Raw genomic sequence first — 22821 nt, 5'->3', positions numbered from 1 at the left:
CGCAGGGGGACTTGGCGCCCGCCTGCCGCGTGTCCTGCTTTCCTTGTTCACGGCTTTCGTCGCCTACGGCCTCCGTAGGGTGCCGCCTTCGGTGGCTGCGGTCTTCGCCGGGTGCGGCTTCCGCCGCCTCAGCGCGGCGCCAGCGCCTCCCACGCCACCGTGACCTCGCCCTGCCGCCAGCGCGCCGGGCCGTCCGCCACCGGCCAGCCGTCCGCCCGCAGCGTGCGCACCGCCGCGATCCAGCGCTGCCGCGCACCCAGCGCCGACAGGGGTGCAGCCGCGGCCCACGCCCGGTCGAAGGCCGCGAGGAAAGCGTGCACCGGCTCACCCGGCACATTGCGGTGGATCAGCGCCTTCGGCAGGCGTTCTGCCAGGTCGGAGGGTCGCTGGAGGGAGCCGAGCCGGGTCGCGAAGGTGACGGTCCGCGGGCCTTCCGGGCCGAGCGCGACCCACACGTGCCGCCGCCCGATCTCGTCGCAGGTCCCCTCGACCAGCAGCCCGCCGGGCGCGAGCCGTGCGGTCAGCCGCCGCCACACCGCGGGGACCTCGTCCTCGCCGTACTGCCGCAGCACGTTCGCCGCCCTGATCAGTACGGGACGCCTGCCGCCGGGCAGCGGCACCTCGAAGCCGCCGCGGACGAAGCTGAGCCCTTCACGGGTGTAGGGGAGGGCCGCGGCCACCCGCTCCTGGTCGATCTCGACGCCGACGACCTCCGCGCCGGCGCGCACCCGGCGCAGCCGGGCCAGCAGTTCGACAGCGGTCCAGGGTGCGGCCCCGTAGCCGAGGTCGACCGCGAGCGGGTCGTCGGCCCTGCGCAGCTGCGGGCCGTGCGCGGCGGCGATCCAGCGGTCCATGCGGCGCAGTCGGTTGGGGTTGGTGGTCCCCCTGGTCACGATCCCGACCGCCCGCTCACTGCCCATGGGCCGAGGGTAACCGGGCCCCGCGGCATGGCCCGCGCTCGGCTGCGAGGGGTGTACGCCCGCGCCCGGGCGGGCCACTGTCAAGCGAATTTGTCACGCTTCGGCAAAGCCGGAAATGGAACCCCGTCTTCCGGTGTTCGCACCTGTTGAGCGCGGGGGTACGGCTGCCGGAAGGAACGAAGGTGACCCAGTACACGTCCCGTTTCGGCGGGCTGCGCGGCGCCGCGGGTGCGGCTGCTGCCGCGTACCGCCCGCACCGCAGGCGGGGCGCGCGGCGGGTGCACAGGGTCGCCATGCTCAGCGTCCACACCTCGCCGCTGCACCAGCCTGGCACCGGCGACGCGGGCGGCATGAACGTGTACATCGTGGAGCTGGCCAAGCGGCTGGCCGAGCGGGACATCGAGGTCGAGGTCTTCACCCGGTCCACCACCGGCGCCCGCCGCCCCTGCGTCGAGCTGGTGCCCGGCGTCCTCGTGCGGCACGTGGACGCGGGCCCGTACGAGGGCCTGGCCAAGGAGGAGCTGCCCGCGCAGCTGTGCGCCTTCACGCACGGCCTGATGCAGGCCTGGGCCGGCCAGCGCCCCGGGCACTACGACCTGGTCCACTCGCACTACTGGCTGTCGGGCCACGTCGGCTGGCTGGCCGCCGAGCGCTGGGGCGTACCGCTGGTGCACGCCATGCACACCATGGCCAAGGTCAAGAACGCGGCCCTGGCCGCGGACGACTCCCCCGAGCCCGCTGCCCGCGTCATCGGCGAGACCCAGGTGGTGGCCGCGGCCGACCGGCTGATCGCCAACACCGACGAGGAGGCCGACGAGCTGGTACGCCACTACGCCGCCACCCCCGGCAAGGTCGCCGTCGTCCACCCGGGCGTCAACCTCGACCGCTTCCGCCCGGGCCACGGCCGCGCCGCCGCCCGAGCCCGGCTCGGCCTGCCGCAGGACGCGCTGATCCCGCTGTTCGCCGGCCGGATACAGCCGCTCAAGGCCCCCGACGTGCTGCTGCGCGCGGTCGCCGTCCTGCTCGACGAGGACCCCGGGCTGCGCGACCGGCTGGTCGTGCCGGTGGTCGGCGGCCCGAGCGGCACGGGCCTGGCCAAACCCGAGGCGCTGCACAAGCTGGCGGCCAGGCTCGGCGTGTCCGACGTCGTACGCTTCCAGCCGCCGGTGGACCAGGAGCGGCTGGCGGACTGGTACCGGGCGGCGACCGTCCTGGTCATGCCGTCCTACAGCGAGTCCTTCGGCCTGGTCGCGATCGAGGCGCAGGCCTGCGGCACCCCGGTGGTGGCGGCGGCGGTCGGCGGACTGCCCGTCGCGGTGTGCGACGAGCGCACCGGCTTCCTGGTGCCCGGGCACGACCCGCGCGACTACGCCAGGGTGCTGCGCCGCTTCGTGGACCACCCGCGGCTCGGCGACATGCTCGGCGAGTCCGCCGCGGCCCATGCGCGCGCCTTCGGCTGGGACGCGTCCGCCGCGGACACCGCCGACGTGTACGCGGCAGCGCAGTTCGAGCACCGGCGTCGCCTACGATCGGCGCATGGCTGAGTCCGGGAATGTGAACGCCGAGGGGGACGCGGGGGTGGGTGCGGGCGCAGGCGCGGGGGCGGGCGCGGGCGACGCTGCCGTGGCCGCGGCCGGGCGGGTCGTGGAGCAGGTGCTGCGGGAGTCGGAGCTGCCCTGGGAGTCGCCACGCCCTGGCACGTACGTCACGCAGCTGCCCGGCACCCGCAAGCTGTCCACCACCTGCCAGCTGATCGTCGGCCGCCACACCCTGTCGCTGAACGCCTTCGTCGTCCGCCGCCCCGACGAGAACCACGAGTCCTTCTATCGCTGGCTGCTGGAGCGCAACCTGCGCCTGTACGGCGTCACCTACGCCGTCGACCGCCTCGGCGACGTCTACCTGAGCGGCCGCCTGCCGCTGGCCGCGGTCACCCCCGAGGAGGTCGACCGGCTGCTCGGCGCGGTCCTGGAGAACTCCGACGGTGCCTTCAACGTCCTGCTGGAGCTGGGGTTCGCCTCCTCGATCCGCAAGGAGTACGCCTGGCGGGTCTCGCGCGGCGAGTCGACCCGGAACCTGGCCGCGTTCACGCATCTGACCAGCGAGGACGACTGACGTCAGCCGACCGGCAGGTCGCGCCCCGTTCCCGCGTCCACCGGGGCCGCCGGCCGGTGCGTCGCCGTACGCGGGCGCAGCAGCAGGTAGTAGCCGGCGCCGGCCAGCGTGCCGAGGGCCGCACACCCCAGCCAGACGGTGTTGCGGCCCAGGTACTGCAGCGTCAGGCCGCCGGCCAGCGGCCCCGCGAAGGCCGCCGCCGACCAGGCCAGCGTGAACATCCCCTGGTAGCGCCCGCGGGCGTGCGGCGGGGCCATGTCGGCGACCACCGACATCGAGGCGGGCGCGTGCACGATCTCGCCCAGCGTCCAGATCACGACGGTCAGCGCGTAGACGGCCACCGACGTCGCGAAGACGGTCAGCCCGATGCCCCAGGCCAGCACCACCGAGCCGGTCGCGAGCAGGACGCCGCTGCCGCGGCTGCGCAGGGCGCGCGTGACCGGCATCTGCAGCACCACGATCACCACGCCGTTCACCGCCGCGACCAGGCCGAACTGCCGGGCGCTCAGCCCGTGCTGCCCCATGTCGACCGCGAGCGTGGAGCTGGCCTGCTGCATGACGGTGGCGAAGAGGAAGGTCAGGCCGGCCAGGGCCATGAAGCGCCGGTCCCGTACGACGTCGAGCAGCGTGCCGCCACTTGTCTTGCCTGCGGCCTTGCTTTTGGCTCCGCTGCGTTGTGCGGGCAGCGTCTCGGCGGCCTTGACGTAGACCAGGAGCGCGCACAGCGCGGTGGTGAAGGCGTCACCGAGGAAGAGCCACAGGTAGCCCTCGGCGGCGATGAAGCCGGCCGCCGCGGCGGAGACGCCGAAGCCGATGTTGATCGCCCAGTAGTTGAGGGAGAAGGCGCGGACCCGGTCCGCGGCCGGCACCAGGTCGGCGATCATCGCCGACAGCGCCGGCCGGGAGGCGTTGCCGGTCAGGCCGACCAGGGTGGCCACCGCCGCGATGCTGACCGGGTCGGTGACGAAGCCGAGGACGGCGGTGGTCACCGCCGCGCCGAGCTGTGCGGCCAGCAGCGTCGAACGCCGCCCGACCCGGTCGGCCAGCACCCCGCCCAGCACCGCTCCCGCGGCCCCGCCCAGCCCGAACAGCGCGGCGACCAGACCGGCGTACGCGGCCGAGTAGCCGCGCTGCACGGTGAGGTAGAGCGCCAGGAAGGTCACGACGAAGCCGCCGAGCCGGTTGACCAGGGTGCTCGTCCACAGCCACCAGAACTGGCGCGGCAGGCCGCCGGTCGTCTCGCGTACCGCTCGGCTGATGGCCGCCACGGGCTCCCCCTGGTCTCTGGTAAGAGGCACTTGTGCTCAGCGCATGTTACAGAGGCCGGTCGCGAGGTGCCACGGTGTTTCGATTAGGCTCAGGGACATGGCTGCTGCTGCGTACAAGCTGATCCTGCTCCGCCACGGTGAGAGCGAGTGGAACGCGAAGAACCTGTTCACCGGCTGGGTGGACGTGAATCTCAACGACAAGGGCGAGAAGGAGGCCGTCCGCGGCGGCGAGCTGCTCAAGGACGCCGGACTGCTCCCCGACGTGGTGCACACCTCACTGCAGAAGCGCGCGATCCGCACCGCGCAGCTCGCACTGGAGGCCGCCGACCGCCACTGGATCCCGGTCCACCGCAGCTGGCGCCTCAACGAGCGCCACTACGGCGCCCTGCAGGGCAAGGACAAGGCGCAGACCCTCGCCGAGTTCGGCGAGGAGCAGTTCATGCTCTGGCGCCGCTCCTACGACACCCCGCCGCCCCCCCTTGAGGACGGCGCCGAGTTCTCCCAGAGCGACGACCCGCGCTACGCCACGATCCCCCCGGAGCTGCGCCCCCGCACCGAGTGCCTCAAGGACGTCGTCGCCCGGATGCTCCCGTACTGGTACGACGCGATCGTCCCCGACCTCCTGACCGGCCGCACCGTCCTGGTCGCCGCCCACGGCAACTCCCTGCGCGCCCTGGTCAAGCACCTCGACGGCATCTCCGACGCGGACATCGCGTCCCTCAACATCCCCACAGGCATCCCCCTCACCTACGACCTCGACTCTTCCTTCCGCCCCCTGACCCCGGGTGGCCACTACCTCGACCCCGACGCGGCGGCGGCGGCGATCGAGGCGGTCAAGAACCAGGGCAAGAAGTAGTACTTCCGCTCTGCCCGTGTGCCCCCTCCCCTCCCGGGGGAGGGGGCACGCCCTTTTCTGCTTCAGGCCCGCGCCCTCGCCTCTGCCAACTGTCGGTGTCCCCACCACCGGCTCGCCAGGGGTGCCGCGACCCCGACCGCGACCATGATCGCCGCAGCGACCCAATACCGCGGTTCCTGCCCCAGAACGAGTACCGAAACCGCGCCCACCACGGTTCCGAGAGTCAGGCTCAGTGTCAGCCGCCACTCCTTGTGACGAAGGAGCCCGGGAACGGAGTACAGCGTCACGACGGCTCCGGCCATGAACGCGAACTCGTAGAGTCCGCCACCTTCGGGGAGGCTCCAACTACCGCGGTGCCGAACACCGTTGTTGTGATGTACCAACCCCAGGTGCACCGCCCCGGCGACTCCCCAGCACAAAGCGCTCGCACCTGCCGCGCCTATCAGCGCTCTCCACCCGTTGCGCCCCATGCCGTGGATCGTAGCCGCATCGATGGGTCTGCCCCTGGACGGGCTTTGCCACCCCGTGTCCAGCCGCTCGACTGCTCTAGCGCTTGGCGTAGTCCGCGAAGCCCTGCCAGTCGATGACGACGCAGGGCTCGTCGCCGAGGACCCAGGCGTCGTGGCCCGGGGGGATGACGCCGAAGTCTCCTGGGCCGTACTCCTCTTCCTCGCCGTCGTCCATGACGACCTTCATGCGGCCCGACATGAAGTAGCCCATGTGGGCGGCCTGGCAGCTGTCGGTCTGGGCGATCGGCTTGACGTGCTTGGACCACTGCCACCCGGGCTTGAACGTCGCCCTGCCGATCGGCCCCGCGTCGAGGTTGACGAGTGCGACGTCGCCCATGTTCTCTTCGAACGGGCGGACGTCTTCGGGCGTATCCAGGCTCTTACGGACGAGACCAGCCATGGCGCATCGCTCCCGGTTCGATCGTCTGCGCTAAGGCCATCGTCACTCGTACGCCGGGCGCCCGCATCCGGGCGGGCCGCGGGCCGCGGGGCTTTCAGTCCAGCCAGACGAGCACCGCGTCCCCCGCGGCGGCGGCCGAGGTGAGGTATTGCGTCAGGCCGTCGTACCAGGGGCGTGCCCACTCCAGCACTGCGGGCTCGGCCCAACGGGCCGGGTACACCTCGGACTTGGCCAGGTCGGCGGGGGTCACGCCGGTGATGAGGTGGTCGTAGGGGGTGGCGCCCAGCGCCACCGCCGCGAGGTGGACGCGGGGTGGGGGGAGGTAGCGCGGGGGGCCGTAACCCCAGTCGTCGTCCTCGGCGAAGGGCTCCTCGCCGTGGATGACGTTCACCGGGAAGCCGGCGCGGGCCAGGAGGAAGTGGAGCAGGTCCCAGGCCTGGTACGTGCTGAAGTGGCGTGCCGCGGCCGGGGCGGGCGGCGTCGCCTCCTCGGCGTCCCGGACCTCGTCCACGAAGTCCGACGCCCAGGCGGGGTCGCGGACCGCCCGTTCCAACTCGGCCAGGGCGACCCGTATATACGCACCGACCATGCTCATGGTCCAGGAGCCTAGGCGGCGGGATTACGATCGGCGCATGGGGTGGGGGCGGTTGTGGAAGGACTGGCTCATCAGTTGGGCCTGGAGCGCTGGCCTTCTTTTCGTCGTGAAGGGGCTCTGGTCCGGCCCCTGGGGGATTCTGGTGAGCGCGGTCGGTGGCGTGGTCATTGCCACGGCCGTCGAGCTGCGGGACTACTGGCGTAGGAACCGTCCGCTGCGTCGGCGGCGGCTTCGCAAGAGGTACCGGCGACCATCCCCGTAGCGTTGCGGCTGGCGCGGTTCACGGAGGTCCAGGTGGTAGGCAGCGCCCGGGGCTGACGGGTTCCGAGAACCCTTGCGGGCGAGTGCCATGGCCTTCCTCCGAGGGCCGGATGCCAGCGAGCGTAAGCCTGCACGCCGGCAAGGCGCCTACGGAGGCGGCTGGGGTGGATGAGGGGGGTGGGGTCATGGCATGAGACACAGTCCCGGGGTGGTTTCCCGGGGACCTTTGCGCCCACCCCCCTTGACCGCGGACCTCGGAGGTTCTCTGGCCGGTCTCTTCCTTCGCGGGCGAAGTTAGCAGGGGGGACTGACAACGGACGCGGCTCAGTCCCCAGGGGGACCCGGGGGGAGGAGGCCGCGGGTGAAGGCGGTGGCCACTGCTGAGGTGCGGTCGTTCGCGCCGAGTTTGGCGTAGATGTTGAGCAGATGGGTCTTGACCGTGGCCTCGCTGATGAGGAGGCGGGTGGCCACCTCGCGGTTGGTGGCGCCGGCGGCGACCCAGGTGAGGACCTCGTGTTCGCGGGGGGTGAGGAGGGCGGGGGCGGGGGTGCGGACGCGGTTCATCAGGCGGGCGGCGACCGCGGGGGACAGCACGGACTCGTGGTTGGCGGCGGCGCGCACCGCGCGGAGGAGGTCGTCGCGGGGGGCGTCCTTGAGGAGGTAGCCGGTCGCGCCGGCGGCGATGGCGGGCAGGACGTAGCTGTCGGTGTCGTACGTGGTCAGGACCAGCACCCGGGCGGTGCTGCCGGCCGCGGCGAGGTCGGTGATGGCGGTGACGCCGTCGGTGCCGGGCATGCGCAGGTCCATCAGGACGACGTCGGGGCGCAGGGCCATGGCCAGCCGTACGGCCTCTGCGCCGTCGGCGGCCTCGCCGACCACCTCGACGTCGGGGTCGGCGGCGAACATGCCGATCAGCCCGTCCCGCACCACGGGGTGGTCGTCGGCGACGATCAGCCTGATCACGCGGCGGCCTCCGCAGCCGGGTGCGGTACGCGGGCGGACACCGTGGTGCCCGCGCCGGGTGCCGACTCGACGCGCAGGGTGCCCGACAGGCCTTCGATACGTTCGCGCATCGCCTTGAGCCCGAAGCCGCCACCGCCGGGCGCGGGCTGCGGCGCCGGCGTACCGAAACCGCAGCCGTCGTCGTGCACGTCGAGGGCGATCTCGCCGTCGAGGTAGCCGAGGGTGAGGGCGACGCTGCTGGCCCGGGCGTGCCGGGCGACGTTGGCCAGGGCTTCCTGTGCGGCCCGCAGCAGGGCCAGCTCGGTCTCCGGCCGCATGGGCCGGGCGGCGCCGGTCGTGGTGACGCGGACGGCGACCCCGTGCAGGACCGACCAGCGGTCGGCGACGCCGGCGAGCGCGTCGCCCAGCTCGGCGGTCTCCAGCTGCTCGGGGCGCAGCGCGTCGACGGACCGCCGGGCCTCGGCCAGACTCTCGCGCGCCATGCGGGTCGCGGCGGCGAAGTGCGCGCGCCAGCGGTCGGGGATGTCGCCGGACTGCTCGGCGGCCTGGAGCTGGGTGATGATCCCGATGAGGCCCTGCGCGAGGGTGTCGTGGATCTCCCGGGCCATGCGCTGCCGCTCGTCGAGGACGCCGGCCTCCCTGGCCCGGGCGAGGAGTTGCCGGTGCAGGCCGGCGTTGTCGTCCAGGGTGGCCTGGAGGCGCTGGTTGGCCTCGCGGACCTGGGCGAGGGCGGCGTCCCGCTCCTGGCCGCGGGTCTCGGTGGTCCACTCCCACCAGGCGAAGCCGCACATGCAGACGACGTTGACGGCGAGGACCGCGGCGAAGGCGGTCCAGCCGGTGGCGTCGTCCCTGGGGATGCCGGCGGACTGGGCGTCGCCCGCGACCAGCGCCGCCGCGGCGACCCCGGCCAGCCGGCCGGGCCAGGGCAGGATGCCGAAGGCGTAGAAGTAGCAGGCGGGGGTGAGGAAGCCGAACCACGCCTCGCGTACGACCAGGGCGCCGGTGAGCAGCACGAGACCGGCGAAGAAGACGCCCATGACCGCGGGCCGCGCCCACCACTGGGGGTGCAGGGTGAACATCCACAGCATCCACAGGGCGGTGGCCGCGCACAGGGCGAGGTCGACGAGCAGCGCGCCGGGCGACCCGTGCTTGGCGACGAGGGTCACGACGGTGAGGACGGCGAGGATCGCGTAGGGGGCGACGGTGACGAGCGGGAGCAGCCGAGCGTCCTGGCCGCCGACCTCGGCGACGGCCTTGCGGCGTGCCTGCTGCCGTCCGTCCCGACGTGCCGACAGCCCCGCTTCCTGCCTGGTCATGGGCTTCATGAGCGCCCTCCGGGTCGACGTCACTCCCAGCGGAACAATCTAATGGCGCCTGCGCAGAAGGCAACGGCATAGCCCGCCAGGGTGATCAGTTGCAGGGGATGCGGCCACCGGCCGCCGGCGGCGTCGGTGAGGGCCTGCGCGGCGGCGCCGAGCGGTGCGGCCCGGCTGATGTGCCGCAGCAGCGGGGGCATCGCGGCGATCGGGAGGAAGAGTCCCGCGAAGAACATCATGACGTAGAAGAGGGTCGCGCCGACCGCGTTGGCGGCCCTGCCATGGGGTGCGGCCGCGGCGACGAAGAGGCCGATCGCCATGAGGGCGAGCGCGGCCAGGACGAGAGCTGCGGCGTATCCGTACGGCTGGCGCGGCAGCGGCACACCGAAGGCGAGACGCGCCACCAGCAGCAGGGCGGTGACGGCGACGGCGGCGGTCGCGAGGGCGACCAGCAGTTGCGCGGCCAGGACGCGGGCGGGGCCGACCGGGGTGGTGCGCAGGCGGCGCAGCACCCCCTTCTCGCGGTAGCCGGCCAGCACCGCGGGCAGCCAGTTGAAGGCCAGGGTCGCCAGGACGAAGGCGCACAGGATCGGCACGTACAGGTCGAGGAGCGGGGTGCCGCCGACCTCGTGGCGGCGGTAGTAGGGGATGGTGCCGAAGACGGTCAGCAGGGCGAGCGGCAGCCCGATCGCGAAGGCGGGACCGGCCTTCTCGCGGACGAAGAGCCGCAGCTCGGTGCGGGTGAGCCGGCCCAGCGCCGAACCCCGGCGGGGGAAGGCGGACGTGGCGGACATGACGGGCTCCTCACTCGGAGGCGGGGGAGGGGGCGGGGGTAGGGGCAGGGGCGGGGTGGACGGACCGCGATACGCGGTCGCGGTCGCTTTGCGGCTCGCGGCCGGGTCCGGGCGGCGGCACGGGGCCGGGACCGGGGTCGGGGGAGGAGCCGCGGCCGGGTCCGGGTCCTGGGCCGCTTCGCGACTCGTGGTCGCTGCCGGTTCGCGATCCGCGGTCGTCGTCGGGGGTGCGCGCGGACCGCGGCCCGCCGGTCAGGGCGACGAACGCGTCCTCCAGATCCGCCTGCTCCAACCGCAGCCGCTCGGCGACGATGCCGTGCCGGGCGAGCACCGCGGTGACCGCGGCGAGCGCGTCGCCGGTGCCGGTGACGGCGACCGCGTCGCCCTGCCGTGTCAGGCCCGTGACCTCGGGCAGCCCCGTCAGCAGGGAGTCCGCGAAGGGCACGGACGGGCGGAAGCGGACGGTCTGGCCGCCCTGGACCCGCTCGGCCAGGGCGGCCGGGGTGTCCAGGGCGACGACCCGGCCCCCGTCGATGACCGCGACCCGGTCGCAGAGCCGCTCGGCCTCGGCCATGAAGTGCGTGACCAGCACGATGGTCACCCCGCGGGCTTGCACCTGCCGGATCAGGTCCCAGGTGTCGCGGCGGGCCTGCGGGTCGAGGCCGGTGGTCAGCTCGTCGAGTACGGCCACCTCGGGGTTGCCGACCAGCGCGAGCGCGATCGAGAGCCGCTGCTGCCGGCCGCCGGACAGGGCGGCGTACGGGGTGCGCAGCTCACCGGACAGGCCGAGCGCGTCGGCCAGGGCGAGCGGGTCCGCGGGGCGGCGGTAGAAGGAGGCGTACAGCCGCAGCGCCTCGCCGACGGTGAGGCGGTCGGGGAGCCGGCCGTCCTGGAGCTGGACGCCGAGCCGCTGGGTCAGCTCGGCGCGCTCGCGCCGGGGGTCGAGGCCCAGGACGCGGATCTCGCCGCGGTCGGGGGTGCGCAGGCCTTCGACGCATTCGACGGTGGTGGTCTTGCCGGCGCCGTTGGGGCCGAGGACGCCGAAGATCTCGCCCCGCTCGACGCTGAAGGAGACGTCGTCGACGGCGACGTCGGCCCCGTAGGCCTTGTGCAGGTGCCGCACCTCGATGACCGCCGGCATGGACGCCGTCCTCTCCGCGTGGGGGAGGGGCCGGGCAGCGGCCCCGGCTCAAGCGTGGCGGGGGCGGTGGCGGCGGCGGTATCGGCCGGCCGGCTCTTTGCGGCGGGGTCCGGCTGATCCGCCGGTCGGTGGGGCCGTATCAACCGATCGGCTGATACGGCGGGGTGGCCGCGGCGCCCGCATTCAGCGGCGGCGGCATCCAGTGGCGGCGGCATCCAGGGCACGGACGGGCGGCGGCGTCGGGTGACGCCTCCGCCGTCGCGTAATCTTCGCTGCATACGTGCCCCCGGGCCGCGGTCGGTCCGCGGGCCGGGGGCACGTATGCGAGCGGCGGGGCCAGGGTCTGGCACCCGCGGCGTTCTCAGCCGGTGCAGCCTCCGCACTGGCAGGCGCCGCCGGACTGGCAGCCGCAGCCGCAGCCGGAGCCGCAGCCGCAGGCGGCGACCATCGGGAGTGGGGTCCGCAGCGGCGCGGCGGATTCGGTCGTCGGCTGGTCGCGTACGGGTACGGGCTTGGGCGTGGGGGTTTCCGGCATCAGTGCGCCCTCCTCAGGCTTAGCTGCCCCACCAGTGAACTCCCGCGTCCAGCCGCGTATCAAGGGCGCACAAGGGCATACCGCCCACAACCGCACCACCCGCACGCCCCCTGACCGCCGGGCCGCCGTACGGCCTGGGATACGGCCTGGGATACGGCCTGGGATACGGCCAGGCGTACGGCAGGCAGCCAGGGGGTCAGGAGGTCAGGCGCCTTCCACCTGGGTGGGGGTGGGCGTCATCTCGTCCACGTGCTCACCGGTCACCAGGTAGACGACGCGCTTGGCGACGGAGACGGCGTGGTCGGCGAAGCGCTCGTAGTAGCGTCCGACGAGAGTGACGTCCACGGCGGTCTCTATGCCGTGCTTCCAGCGGTCGTCCAGCAGGTGCTGGAAGAGGGCGCGGTGCAGCTCGTCCATGCGGTCGTCGTCGGCTTCGAGCTGCAGCGCGTCGTCCACGTCCTTGGTGATGATGACCTCGGCGGCCTTGGCCATCAGGCGCTGGGCGAGCTGCCCCATCTCCAGGATGGTGCTGTGCAGGTCGTGCGGGACGGCCGAGACGGGGAAGCGCAGCCGGGCGAGCTTGGCGACGTGGCGTGCCAGGTCGCCGGAGCGCTCCAGGTCGGCGCTCATGCGCAGGCTGGTGACGACGATCCGCAGGTCGGTGGCCACCGGCTGCTGGCGGGCCAGCAGGTTGATCGCCCGGGTCTCCAGCTCGCGCTGGAGGTCGTCGACCTTCTCGTCGGCGGCGATGACGCTTTCCGCGACGTTGAGGTCCGCGTCGAGCAGCGCGGTGGTGGCGCGGCCTATCGCCGAGCCGACCAGCCTGGCCATCTCGACCAGCCCGTCACCGATGGAGTCGAGCTCCTCGTGGTATGCGTCCCGCATCGCGTTCCTTCCGTATGTGCAGAAAGTGCTGAATGTAGTGCTGGATGTCCTCAGGCCTGTACAGAGGCTTGTCCCCCACGCTGTCACGCTGATGGGCCTGTGCGTACCGGCCGCGCACCGGGAGTGAATCAGCACCTACGTGAAGGTGAACTCTTGGCAACGTGCATCCGAGAGGTAGCTCTCAGGGTTGTGGAGCGCTTGCGCAGGCCACCTACCCTGGGGCCATGGACGTGAACGCGGCAGTCGCCGCAGCCAGTGCGATAGCCGGTCTCCTGACCGGCGTGATCGCCGTGCTCGCGTTCCGCTGGAGCGAGCGGGAACAGGCCCGCCCCACCCGTACCGCACTGCACACGGACGCCGTGCTTCCGCCTGGTGTGGACACCGTGCTGTCCGTGCTGCGCTCGTCGGCCGTCGTCCTGGACGAGGGCGACACCGTCGTCAAGGCCAGCTCCGCGGCATATGCCCTCGGACTGGTACGCGGCGGCCGGCTGGCCGTCGACCAGATGCTGCAGATGGCCCGCGAGACCCGGCGGGACGGCGAGATACGCCAGGTGGAACTCGACCTCCCGCGCCGCGGCGCGGGACGCGGCGAAGGCCTCGCGGTCTCCGCCCGGGTGGCGCCGCTGGGCTCCCGGCTGGTGCTGCTGCTGGTCGAGGACCTCACCGAGGCCCGGCGGATAGAGGCGGTACGGCGGGACTTCGTGGCCAATGTCAGCCATGAGCTGAAGACCCCGGTGGGCGCCCTGTCGCTGCTGTCCGAGGCAGTGATGGACGCCTCCGACGACCCCGAGGCGGTCCTGCGCTTCGCGGGACGGATGCAGATCGAGGCCACCCGGCTGACCAGCCTGGTGCAGGAGATCATCGACCTGTCCCGGGTCCAGGACGACGACCTGCTGGACGACGCGGAGCCGGTGGCGGTGGACGACCTGGTCGCCGAAGCCGTCGACCGGTGCCGCCACCAGGCCAACACCAAGCAGATCACCATGGCCACCGGAACGACCCCCGACCTGTTCATATGGGGCAACCGGGGCCAGCTCGCGGCAGCGCTCGGCAATCTCGTCGAGAACGCCGTCAACTACAGTCCGGCCCGCACCCGGGTCGGCATAGCAGGACGCCGGATCGCCGCGGCGGGCGGGGACCTCATCGAGATCTCCGTCACCGACCAGGGCATCGGCATCTCCGAGAAGGACCGCGACCGGGTCTTCGAGCGCTTCTACCGGGTCGACCCGGCGCGCTCGCGGGCGACCGGCGGCACCGGGCTCGGCCTGTCCATCGTCAAACACGTCGCCGCCACCCACGGCGGCGAGGTCACCGTGTGGAGCGCGGAAGGCCAGGGCTCCACCTTCACACTGCGGCTTCCCGAGGCCGGGATCGCCCGCGACCGCGCGCTTCCGCCCGGCACCGACCCGGATGCCGAAGCGGACGCAGAACCGGCCGACGAGCCGTCGGACGACCAGCTGTTCCAGACCCTCCCAGAACACATCCCCGCCCCGGAGGTCCTTCCGTGACCCGCGTACTCGTCGTCGAGGACGAAGAGTCCTTCAGCGACGCGCTGTCGTACATGCTCCGCAAGGAGGGCTTCGAGGTCGCCATTTCCGCGACCGGGCCCGACGCGCTGGACGAGTTCGAACGAAACGGCGCCGACCTGGTACTTCTCGACCTGATGCTGCCGGGCCTGCCCGGCACCGAGGTCTGCCGCCAGCTGCGGCTCAAGTCCAATGTCCCGGTGATCATGGTGACCGCCAAGGACAGCGAGATCGACAAGGTCGTCGGCCTGGAGATAGGCGCTGACGACTACGTGACCAAGCCCTTCTCCTCGCGGGAGCTGGTCGCCCGCATCCGCGCGGTGCTGCGCCGCCGCGGTGAGCCCGAGGAGATCTCCCCGGCCGCCCTGGAGGCGGGACCGGTCCGCATGGACGTGGACCGGCACGTGGTCACGGTCGGCGGCGGCAAGGTGGACCTGCCGCTGAAGGAGTTCGACCTGCTGGAGATGCTGCTGCGGAACGCCGGCCGGGTGCTGACCCGTATGCAGCTGATCGACCGGGTGTGGGGCGCGGACTACGTCGGCGACACCAAGACGCTCGACGTGCACGTCAAGCGGCTGCGCGCCAAGATCGAGCCCGACCCGGGGGCGCCGCGCTACCTGGTGACGGTCCGCGGCCTGGGCTACAAGTTCGAGCCGTAGGCCTGACTCGGCCGATCCCGGCTGCCACAAGTCCACGAGTAAGGGTCCGACGCCTGGCGTCGGACCCTTACCGGCGTTTCCCGGCTGCGCGTACCCGCTACTGCGGGGTGGCGGTGTCGGTGGGGGTGGCCGTCCCGGTGCCGGTCGGCGTCGCGGTGTCCGTCGGCGCCACCGTGGCGGTGTCGGTCGGCAGCGGGACCGCGGTGGTCGGCAGCGAGCTGGGGCCGTACGGCTCGAAGAAGCCGGCCGCGGGCGTCACGTTGACCGGCAGCGCGACCGCACCCGTGGTGCTGAAGTCGAACACCGCGTTCTGCACGTCGCCGTCGCGCAGCGACTCGCTGCCGCTGTCGATGGTCGCGGCCGGGTTGCCCTTGCCGCCGAGCAGCACGGTGCCGTGCGCGGGGACGGTGATGGTGCCGCCGCCGTCGGCGCCCGACAGCCGGGCCGAGAGCCCGCCGGCGAGCTGGACGGCCTGCAGCGTCTGGTCGGCGGTGCCGTTGTTGAACAGCCGCGCGGAGACGGTGGCGGGGCCGCCGGGCTGGGTGAGCACGAAGGCGTTCTGCACCTGGATGTCGCCGACGGTCGCCGACTGGCTGTCCGGCTCGACTTTCAGGGTCTGGGCGCTGTTCCCTGCCGCGCAGGCGGCGAGAGGGGCGAGCGAGAGAGCGACGACGGCGGCGAGGGCGCCGCGTCGGAAGCTGCGGACCACGGCGGCGGCATCTCCTTGGGCAGGTTCTGACGATCTTCCAGCGGCCTAAGATTACCGAGCCGCCTGCGCGCCCACACACCGGGTGGTCCCTCCGTGACGCACCCTCACCCGACCGGTCCTGCGCGACTCCTGTCCGGCTCCTGTCCCGCTCCTTCCCGACCGCCGCGCATCCGCGGGCCGCGCCCGCGCCCGCGACGGGTTCTTTGGTGCTCGTATGCCGCCGGGCAGCCCTCTGAGCAGGCCGGGAGCGTCGGGCGGCGGCCCGCGGGCCGCCCCGGGGCAACACGCCCGCAATGTATTCCGGCATTACCACGGTGTGATTACCGGCGGGCCGACGCGAGGGGGCGCGCAGGGGATTTCCATGAACGTGCAAAATTGGATCTTCAACGGCCCGGAACCCGAACGGAGTAGCGAAGATCCACTCCGTCGGGAGCGACAAATCCGGACGTATCGACCACTGTTGCAAGACTTCCTGACGTGTGACGGGTGTGTTTCCGGTCCGGCGTATACCCGCTCCGACCTGCGGATACCGCATGCCCGTGGCACCCTCCAGCACGTTCCGGGGGCGCTTGTCAAGCCCCGAGATATGCCCTGACCTGCGAAAACGCCATTCAGATGAGGGCGTTCCCGTGTTACCCTGGATAGCCACGGAAGGGGTACCTGTCACATGACGTTCAAGGTTGGCGACACCGTGGTCTATCCCCATCACGGGGCCGCGCTGATCGAGGCTATCGAAATTCGCCAGATCAAAGGCGTGGACAAGACCTACTTGGTGCTCAAGGTCGCTCAGGGCGACTTGACGGTGCGCGTACCCGCGGACAATGCGGAGTTCGTCGGCGTACGCGACGTGGTCGGTCAGGAGGGTCTGGATCGGGTCTTCGAGGTGCTGCGCGCGCCGTACACCGAAGAGCCGACCAACTGGTCCCGCCGATACAAGGCAAATCTGGAGAAGCTCGCTTCGGGCGATGTCATCAAGGTGGCGGAAGTCGTCCGCGACCTGTGGCGCCGCGAGCGCGAGCGCGGCCTGTCGGCCGGCGAGAAGCGCATGCTCGCCAAGGCCCGGCAGATCCTGGTCAGCGAACTCGCACTGGCCGAGAACACCAACGAGGACAAGGCCGAGGCCCTGCTCGACGAAGTCCTCGCGTCGTAAGACCGTCCCTTTCCGGACGTTCTCGTGTCGCGTCCCTCCAGCGCCACCCACGCTGCCGTGACGTACTGACTTACGCAGACGCAAACCCTCGGACGACCCCCGAGGGACCCTGCCGCGGCACCCGGCTCAGTATCACCGCCGGGTGCTGCGGCATGTGCCGGCCCCGCCGTGCGGTCGCGGGGCCGCAAGGCCGGGGCGAACCATGCGTGCACTTGGCAGGCACTTGGCGTGCACTTGGATGCACCCCGTCGGCCACGCCTTCGCTCGTGCCGGGCGCTACGGTCTTCCCTGAGGACTTCACGGAAGGGGTCCTCCGGACTACCGTGCCCCGACTCCCGGGCTTCGCCCGGTGATCCACCCCCTGACTTCGCCCGGGGGCGCCGCCCGGCCGTTCGGCCCGGGGGCACCTCCAAGCGATACCCATCTCATACAAGGACACAAACCTGCGTACCGCAGCCGTCATTCCCGCCGCCGGACGTGGCGTCCGGCTCGGCCCCGGCGCGCCCAAGGCGCTGCGCACTCTCGCCGGGGTCCCCATCCTGGTCCACGCGGTCCGTGCGATGGCCCGCGCCAGGGCCGTCACCGTCATCGTGGTGGTCGCGCCGCCGGACGGCGCCGCCGAGGTCCGTGCGCTGCTCGACGCCAACGGGCTGCCCGAGTCCACCGACATAAGGGTCGTGCCCGGCGGGGAGGAGCGCCAGGACTCCGTCCGGCTCGGCCTGGCCGCGCTGCCCGACGACGTCGACGTCGTCCTCGTCCACGACGCGGCCCGCCCGCTGGTGCCGGTCGAGACCGTCGAGGCCGTCGTGGACGCCGTCAGGGGCGGCGCCCCCGCCGTCGTACCGGGGCTGCCGCTGGCCGACACCGTCAAGAGCGTCGACCCGGAGACCGGCGCGGTCACCGGGACCCCGCAGCGTGCCCTGCTGCGGGCCGTGCAGACCCCGCAGGGCTTCGACCGGGCCGTCCTGGCCAAGGCGCACGCCACGGTCACCGGCGCGGTCACCGACGACGCGGGCATGGTCGAACAGACGGGCGTCCCCGTCCTCGTCGTCCCCGGGCACGAGGAGGCCTTCAAGGTCACCAGGCCGCTCGACCTGGTCCTGGCCGAGGCCGTACTGGCACGCAGGAGGGCCAATGGCCACTGACGACACCGCTCAGGCCCCGCTGCTGCCGCTGGTCGGCATCGGGACGGACGTCCACGCCTTCGAGGCCGGGCGCGAGCTGTGGTGCGCAGGGCTGCACTGGGAGGGCGCCTCCTTCGGCCTGGCCGGGCACTCGGACGCCGACGTGGCCGCACACGCGGCCTGCGACGCGCTCTTCTCCGCGGCCGGCCTCGGCGACCTGGGCGCCCACTTCGGCACCGACCGCCCCGAGTGGGCCGGCGCCTCGGGGGCGACGCTGCTCGCGGAGGCCGCCAGGATCGTGCGGGCGGCCGGCTTCGAGGTCGGCAACGTCGCCATCCAGGTCATCGGGGTGCGCCCGAAGATCGGCACCCGCAGAGCCGAGGCGCAGGCCGCGCTGTCGGCCGCGGTCGGTGCGCCGGTGTCGGTCTCCGGCACGACGACCGACGGGCTCGGCCTGACCGGCCGCGGCGAGGGCCTCGCGGCGATCGCGACCGCCCTGGTGGTGCGCCGCACCTGAGCGCACGCGCCGCCGGGCCGACCGCGCAGGCCCGTCGACCTGAGCGCATGCGCCACTGACAAGTACTTGTGCGGTCTGCTGCCGCAGACCGCACAAGGCACGGCCCAACGGCCACTACCCTTGAGGCGTGACTATTCGCCTGTACGACACCAACGCGCGCCAGGTCCGTGACTTCGTCCCGCTCACGCCGGGCTGCGTCTCGATCTACCTGTGTGGCGCCACCGTGCAGGCGGCACCGCACATCGGCCACATCAGGTCGGGACTGAACTTCGACATCCTGCGGCGCTGGTTCCGGCACCGCGGCTACGACGTCACCTTCGTCCGCAACGTGACCGACATCGACGACAAGATCCTGCGCAAGGCCGCCGACCAGGGGCGCCCCTGGTGGTCCATCGGGTACGAGAACGAGCGCGCCTTCGGCAGCGGCTACGACGTGCTGGGCTGCCTGCCGCCCACGTACGAGCCGCGGGCCACCGGCCACGTGCCCGAGATGATCGAGATGATGCGCGGCCTGATCGAGCGCGGCCACGCCTACGTCGCCGACGGCAACGTCTACTTCGACGTGCGCTCCTTCCCCGGCTACCTGGAGCTGTCCAACCAGGAGCTGGACAACCTGCGCCAGCCCGAGAGCGAGGGCGAGACCGGCAAGCGCGACCACCGCGACTTCGCCATGTGGAAGGCCGCCAAGCCCGGCGAGCCGTCCTGGGAGACCCCGTGGGGCCGCGGCCGGCCCGGCTGGCACCTGGAGTGCTCGGCCATGGTGCACAAGTACCTCGGCCCGGTCTTCGACATCCACGGCGGCGGCATCGACCTGATCTTCCCGCACCACGAGAACGAGATCGCCCAGGCTAAGGCGTACGGCGACGAGTTCGCCCGCTACTGGGTGCACAACGCGTGGGTCACCATGAGCGGCGAGAAGATGAGCAAGTCGCTCGGCAACTCCGTGCTGGTCTCGGAGATGGTGCAGCGCTGGCGCCCGATCGTGCTGCGCTACTACCTGGGCACCCCGCACTACCGGTCGATGATCGAGTACAGCGAGGAGGCCCTGCGCGAGGCCGAGTCCGCGTTCGCGCGGATCGAGGGCTTCGTGCAGCGGGTGGTGGAGAAGGCCGGGCACGTGGAGCCCGCGGCCGAGGTGCCGCCGGCCTTCGCCGAGGCGATGGACGACGACTTGGGCGTACCGCAGGCGCTGGCCGTGGTGCACACCACGGTCAGGCAGGGCAACAGCGCGCTCACCGCCGACGACAAGGAGACGGCGGTCGCGCGTCTCGCCGAGGTCCGTGCGATGCTCGGAGTGCTGGGCCTCGACCCGCTCGACCCGCACTGGACCGGCGCGGACCGCGGCGACGACCTGCACGGCGTCGTGGACTCGCTCGTCCAGCTGGTGCTCCAGCAGCGGCAGTCGGCGCGGTCCCGCAAGGACTACGCGACCGCCGACGCGATCCGCGACCAGCTCGTCCAGGCGGGCCTGGAGATCGAGGACACCCCGACCGGTTCGCGGTGGACACTGCGGGGCTGAACCCGGGACGGCCGCCGCGGCGCTGAAGGCGCGGCGGGCCGCACCCCGGGGCGGGACCCCGCCCGACCGCCCCGCCCGCCGCGGGCACAAGACATACGGCGCGCCGACACCAGGACGTGGGCGACGCCGAGACGTAGAGACAGAAGTGAGAGTGCTCCATGGCCGGCAACAGCCAGCGCAGGAACCGCCGTACGACCAACAAGAAGGGCGCCACGGTCGGCAGCGGCGGGCAGCGCCGCAAGGGCCTTGAGGGCAAGGGCCCGACGCCGCCCGCCGAGGCGCGCAAGGGCCACAAGAAGAACCGCATCGCGACCGCGCAGGCCCGCAAGGTCTCCGGCCAGTCCCGCCGCCCCTCGGGCCGCGGCGCCAAGTCGACGTCCGAGATGGTCGTCGGCCGCAACCCGGTGGTCGAGGCGCTGCGTGCCGACATCCCGGCGACCGCGGTGTACGTCCAGCAGTTCATCGACAACGACGACCGGGTGCGCGAGGCGCTGCAGCTGGCCACCGACCGCGGGGTGCCGCTCCTTGAGGCGCCCAGGCCAGAGCTGGACCGGCTCACCGCGGGCCTGAACCACCAGGGCCTGGTGCTGCAGATCCCGCCGTACGAGTACGCCCACCCCGACGACCTGCTCGCCGAGGCCGCGGACCAGCGCGACGAGCCGCTGATCGTCGCCCTCGACGGGGTCACCGACCCGCGCAACCTCGGTGCCGTCGTGCGGTCCGTCGCGGCCTTCGGCGGCCACGGCGTCGTGGTGCCCGAGCGGCGTGCCGCCGGTATGACCGCGGGCGCCTGGAAGACCTCGGCCGGCACCGCGGCCCGCGTCCCCGTGGCCCGCGCCACCAATCTGACCCGCACCCTTGAGGCGTACCGCAAGGCCGGCCTGACCGTCGTCGGCCTGGCCGCGGACGGCGACGTCGACCTCTACGACCTCGAAGCGCTCACCGGTCCCGTCGTCATCGTCGCGGGCAGCGAGGGCAAGGGCCTGTCGCGGCTGGTCGGCGAGACCTGCGACCTGCTGGTCCGCATCCCGATGCCGGGGGGCGCGGCGGAGTCCCTGAACGCGGGCGTCGCGGCCGGCGTGGTCCTCTACGAGGCGGCACGGCGCCGCGCCTGAGCCTTCTCGCCGGACGGGCACGGGCGCCTGTACGCGGACGGCCGGCGCGCATCATACGGGCTCGGTGCGATTGACGCGTCTCGGACATCGGAGCCCCCGTCAGGCAGTGTCCTAAACGTCCGTCACTCGGTTAGATGAGTGTGGACACCAGAACACCCCGCCCCTCCACGGGGGGAGGGACGCCCGGATTCGACGAGCCGGTCATGACGATGGCACGGGTGCCGAGCGACCCCGCGCAGGTCATCGTCACCCATGCGAGCTTCCGTGTGCAGCTGGGAAGGACCTCGACCCGCTCCCTGCGGCTCGGCGACACCAGCCGGATCGCGGCAGCCCCGCAGCACGCGGGCGCGGGAGCCCAGGGACGCCGGAAGCTCGCCCCCGTGGTGTGGTCCGGCCGCACCGAGCCCGACGACCCGCTGGCGGGCCAGCTGCTGCAGGCGGTGCGGCGGGCCGGCGACGGGGACGGCAGCGCGGGCGCGGCCACCCAGGTGCTGCCGCGTATCGACGACACCACGGTGCTCCCGCCGGCCGTCCCGACCGTCGTCGGCCCGCGCAGCGGCCAGGAGCCCACCGGCCTGCTGTCGGGCGTACGGCCGGCGCGCGGCGCCTACGACGAGGACGACGAGCCGCTGGTCGGCTACCGCGGCGACCCCTACCCGGAGGAGGACGCCCCCGGCGACGCGGAACCCGAGCGCAGGCCGCGCAAGGGCAACGGCGACTTCGTCAAGCACGCCTGGTACCCGCACCGCCGGATGAACCTCGGCATCGTGCTGCTGCCGCTGCGGATCTTCCTCGGCTTCGTGTCGATCTACGCCGGCATGGGCAAGCTGTGCGACCGCGTCTACTTCGACGGCGGCGAGCGCGGCTCCATGGTCACCTGGCTGGCCTCGCTGCACCCCTGGGCCGCGGCGGAACCGCTGCGGGACGCCGCGCTCAACCACCCGGTGGGCGCGGGCCTGAGCATCGCCTTCCTCCAGGTCGTCGTCGGCGTCCTGACCGTCTGCGGCCTGTGGCAGCGGGTCGCCGCGAGCGTCGGCGCCGCACTGTCCATCGCCCTGCTCGTCACCGTGAGCTGGCGCACCGTCCCGGTCTACGACGCCCCCGACTTCATCTACCTCGCCGCCTGGAGCCCGCTGGTCATCGCCGGCGCCCCCGTCTACTCCATCGACGGCAAGCTCGCCGCCGACGCCTGGCGCCGCCTCGGCCCCCGGGTCGGCCTGTGGGACCTGCGCCGGTACGTGCTGCGGCGCGGTGTCGTGCTCGGCACTGTCATCGTCGGCTGCACCCTGCTGCTCGGCTCGGTCCTGGGTGCCGCGGTACGGGCCACCACCGCCCCCGCCCAGCGCCCGGCCGGGCCGACCGCCCCGCCCGTCAACAACCTGCCCGGCGTCCCGCTGCCCGAGGTCTCCGGCGACGACGCGGGACCGGAGTCCACGGCGCCGGCGCCGAGTGCGTCGGCCAAGGCCAAGAAGAAGAAGGGGCCGGACGCGTCCGCGACCGCCCAGGCGCCCACCACGGCCCCCGGCCGCACCCGTACCCCCGGAAGCACCGCCACGACCGGCAGCGGCGGCTCCTCGGGCTCCTCCGGCGGCTCCGGCGGCTCCGGCGGCCACTCCACGCCCTCCCAGCCGCCCGCGGCGCCGCCCCCGACCCACGCGGCACCGCCGCCCCCGCCGCCGCCGGCCGACAAGCCCACCCAGGGCGCCATCGGCGGCCTCCTGGGCGCCCCGCTCCTCGGCGCCCCGTCCCCACAGCCCCCGACAGCCTGACGCCCCCCACCGATCCCCGCGCCCTTGCCCGGCCGCGGGGACCCGGCCTTCCCGTCCCCGGGGTGAGCGTTCTCAGGGCCGCGGGGTGCCGGCCTTTCCGTCCCCGGGGAGGGGTGAGCGTCTTCGGGGGCGCGGGGAACTGCGCGCCAAGCCCCCACGGGCGGAGAGGTGTCCGCCC

General features: G+C 72.9%; 22 protein-coding genes. 11 read left to right on the top strand and 11 right to left on the bottom strand.

The genetic code is table 11. The features are described 5' to 3' along the window. Window positions 1-128 precede the first annotated feature (128 nt). Window positions 129-920 carry a class I SAM-dependent methyltransferase gene (locus tag JT723_RS24130; RefSeq protein WP_205046864.1) on the bottom strand — a complete coding sequence of 264 codons (792 nt, stop codon included), beginning with the start codon at window positions 918-920 and terminating at the stop codon, window positions 129-131. A 182-nt stretch (window positions 921-1102) separates the two neighbouring features. Between JT723_RS24130 and mshA the strand changes: the two genes are divergently transcribed. Both mshA and JT723_RS24120 read left to right on the top strand, forming a co-directional pair. Beyond that, window positions 1103-2464 carry a D-inositol-3-phosphate glycosyltransferase gene (gene mshA / locus JT723_RS24125; protein WP_251512606.1) on the top strand — a complete coding sequence of 454 codons (1362 nt, stop codon included), beginning with the start codon at window positions 1103-1105 and terminating at the stop codon, window positions 2462-2464. After that, window positions 2457-3032, top strand: a complete 576-nt coding sequence (locus JT723_RS24120) for a type III secretion system chaperone family protein (RefSeq protein ID WP_205046863.1) — start codon at window positions 2457-2459, stop codon at window positions 3030-3032. Before mshA ends, JT723_RS24120 begins: the two co-directional genes overlap by 8 nt. A gap of 2 nt (window positions 3033-3034) precedes the next feature. On the opposite strand, the gene JT723_RS24115 is transcribed toward JT723_RS24120, so the two are convergent. Continuing rightward, window positions 3035-4300, bottom strand: a complete 1266-nt coding sequence (locus tag JT723_RS24115; RefSeq protein WP_251512604.1) for an MDR family MFS transporter — start codon at window positions 4298-4300, stop codon at window positions 3035-3037. Window positions 4301-4397: 97 nt separating this feature from the next. Between JT723_RS24115 and JT723_RS24110 the strand changes: the two genes are divergently transcribed. Beyond that, window positions 4398-5156 carry a phosphoglyceromutase gene (locus JT723_RS24110; protein ID WP_205046862.1) on the top strand — a complete coding sequence of 253 codons (759 nt, stop codon included), beginning with the start codon at window positions 4398-4400 and terminating at the stop codon, window positions 5154-5156. Window positions 5157-5702: 546 nt separating this feature from the next. Here JT723_RS24110 and JT723_RS24105 read toward each other — a convergent pair. From JT723_RS24105 to phoU, 8 genes are all read right to left on the bottom strand, one after another. After that, window positions 5703-6065, bottom strand: a complete 363-nt coding sequence (locus tag JT723_RS24105) for a cupin domain-containing protein (protein ID WP_205046861.1) — start codon at window positions 6063-6065, stop codon at window positions 5703-5705. A gap of 94 nt (window positions 6066-6159) precedes the next feature. Beyond that, on the bottom strand, window positions 6160-6660 hold the full coding sequence (locus JT723_RS24100; protein ID WP_240166092.1) for a YfbM family protein: 501 nt from the start codon (window positions 6658-6660) through the stop codon (window positions 6160-6162). A 585-nt stretch (window positions 6661-7245) separates the two neighbouring features. After that, window positions 7246-7884, bottom strand: coding sequence for a response regulator (locus JT723_RS24095; protein ID WP_205046860.1), 639 nt, complete (start codon window positions 7882-7884; stop codon window positions 7246-7248). Beyond that, the gene (locus JT723_RS24090; protein ID WP_240166091.1) at window positions 7881-9200 is read right to left on the bottom strand and encodes a sensor histidine kinase; all 1320 of its coding nucleotides are present in this window, start codon (window positions 9198-9200) and stop codon (window positions 7881-7883) included. The genes JT723_RS24095 and JT723_RS24090 overlap by 4 nt, the downstream gene beginning before the upstream one ends. Before the next feature lie 29 nt (window positions 9201-9229). Further along, entirely contained in the window at window positions 9230-9994 is a 765-nt protein-coding gene (locus JT723_RS24085) for an ABC transporter permease (RefSeq protein ID WP_205046859.1), read from the bottom strand. A 10-nt stretch (window positions 9995-10004) separates the two neighbouring features. After that, on the bottom strand, window positions 10005-11135 hold the full coding sequence (locus tag JT723_RS24080) for an ABC transporter ATP-binding protein (RefSeq protein ID WP_205046858.1): 1131 nt from the start codon (window positions 11133-11135) through the stop codon (window positions 10005-10007). 361 nt (window positions 11136-11496) lie between these two features. Then, entirely contained in the window at window positions 11497-11670 is a 174-nt protein-coding gene (locus tag JT723_RS24075) for a hypothetical protein (protein ID WP_205046857.1), read from the bottom strand. Window positions 11671-11874: 204 nt separating this feature from the next. After that, entirely contained in the window at window positions 11875-12555 is a 681-nt protein-coding gene (phoU, locus tag JT723_RS24070) for a phosphate signaling complex protein PhoU (protein WP_205046856.1), read from the bottom strand. A gap of 224 nt (window positions 12556-12779) precedes the next feature. Here phoU and phoR point away from each other — a divergent pair, with 224 nt between their 5' ends. Beyond that, entirely contained in the window at window positions 12780-14063 is a 1284-nt protein-coding gene (gene phoR / locus JT723_RS24065; RefSeq protein WP_205046855.1) for a two-component system sensor histidine kinase PhoR, read from the top strand. After that, a complete protein-coding gene (gene phoP / locus JT723_RS24060) occupies window positions 14060-14740 on the top strand; it encodes a two-component system response regulator PhoP (RefSeq protein ID WP_031525271.1) in 681 nt (226 codons plus the stop codon). Before phoR ends, phoP begins: the two co-directional genes overlap by 4 nt. Window positions 14741-14837: 97 nt before the next feature. Here phoP and JT723_RS24055 read toward each other — a convergent pair whose 3' ends face one another. Beyond that, window positions 14838-15449 carry a DUF461 domain-containing protein gene (locus tag JT723_RS24055; RefSeq protein ID WP_205046854.1) on the bottom strand — a complete coding sequence of 204 codons (612 nt, stop codon included), beginning with the start codon at window positions 15447-15449 and terminating at the stop codon, window positions 14838-14840. Between the two features lie 667 nt (window positions 15450-16116). Between JT723_RS24055 and JT723_RS24050 the strand changes: the two genes are divergently transcribed. The 6 genes from JT723_RS24050 to JT723_RS24025 all read left to right on the top strand — a co-directional run bounded on the left by JT723_RS24050 (window position 16117) and on the right by JT723_RS24025 (window position 22643). After that, complete coding sequence (locus tag JT723_RS24050) at window positions 16117-16599, top strand: CarD family transcriptional regulator (protein ID WP_033174074.1); 483 nt, start codon at window positions 16117-16119, stop codon at window positions 16597-16599. Window positions 16600-17015: 416 nt separating this feature from the next. Then, window positions 17016-17744 carry a 2-C-methyl-D-erythritol 4-phosphate cytidylyltransferase gene (gene ispD, locus JT723_RS24045; protein WP_205046900.1) on the top strand — a complete coding sequence of 243 codons (729 nt, stop codon included), beginning with the start codon at window positions 17016-17018 and terminating at the stop codon, window positions 17742-17744. Beyond that, the gene (gene ispF, locus JT723_RS24040; RefSeq protein WP_205046853.1) at window positions 17734-18240 is read left to right on the top strand and encodes a 2-C-methyl-D-erythritol 2,4-cyclodiphosphate synthase; all 507 of its coding nucleotides are present in this window, start codon (window positions 17734-17736) and stop codon (window positions 18238-18240) included. Before ispD ends, ispF begins: the two co-directional genes overlap by 11 nt. A gap of 127 nt (window positions 18241-18367) precedes the next feature. Further along, window positions 18368-19759: a cysteine--tRNA ligase gene (gene cysS / locus JT723_RS24035; protein WP_205046852.1), complete on the top strand. Its 1392-nt coding sequence runs from the start codon at window positions 18368-18370 to the stop codon at window positions 19757-19759. A 158-nt stretch (window positions 19760-19917) separates the two neighbouring features. Next, window positions 19918-20874 (top strand): 23S rRNA (guanosine(2251)-2'-O)-methyltransferase RlmB, encoded by a 957-nt coding sequence (gene rlmB / locus JT723_RS24030; protein ID WP_205046851.1) that lies wholly within the window; start codon window positions 19918-19920, stop codon window positions 20872-20874. A gap of 134 nt (window positions 20875-21008) precedes the next feature. Next, window positions 21009-22643: a DoxX family protein gene (locus tag JT723_RS24025; protein WP_205046850.1), complete on the top strand. Its 1635-nt coding sequence runs from the start codon at window positions 21009-21011 to the stop codon at window positions 22641-22643. The last annotated feature ends 178 nt before the right edge of the window (window positions 22644-22821 follow it).

The organism is Actinacidiphila bryophytorum, assembly GCF_016916835.1.
Classification (GTDB): Bacteria; Actinomycetota; Actinomycetes; order Streptomycetales; family Streptomycetaceae; genus Actinacidiphila; species Actinacidiphila bryophytorum.
This window is presented reverse-complemented; position numbering and strand designations above follow the sequence as displayed.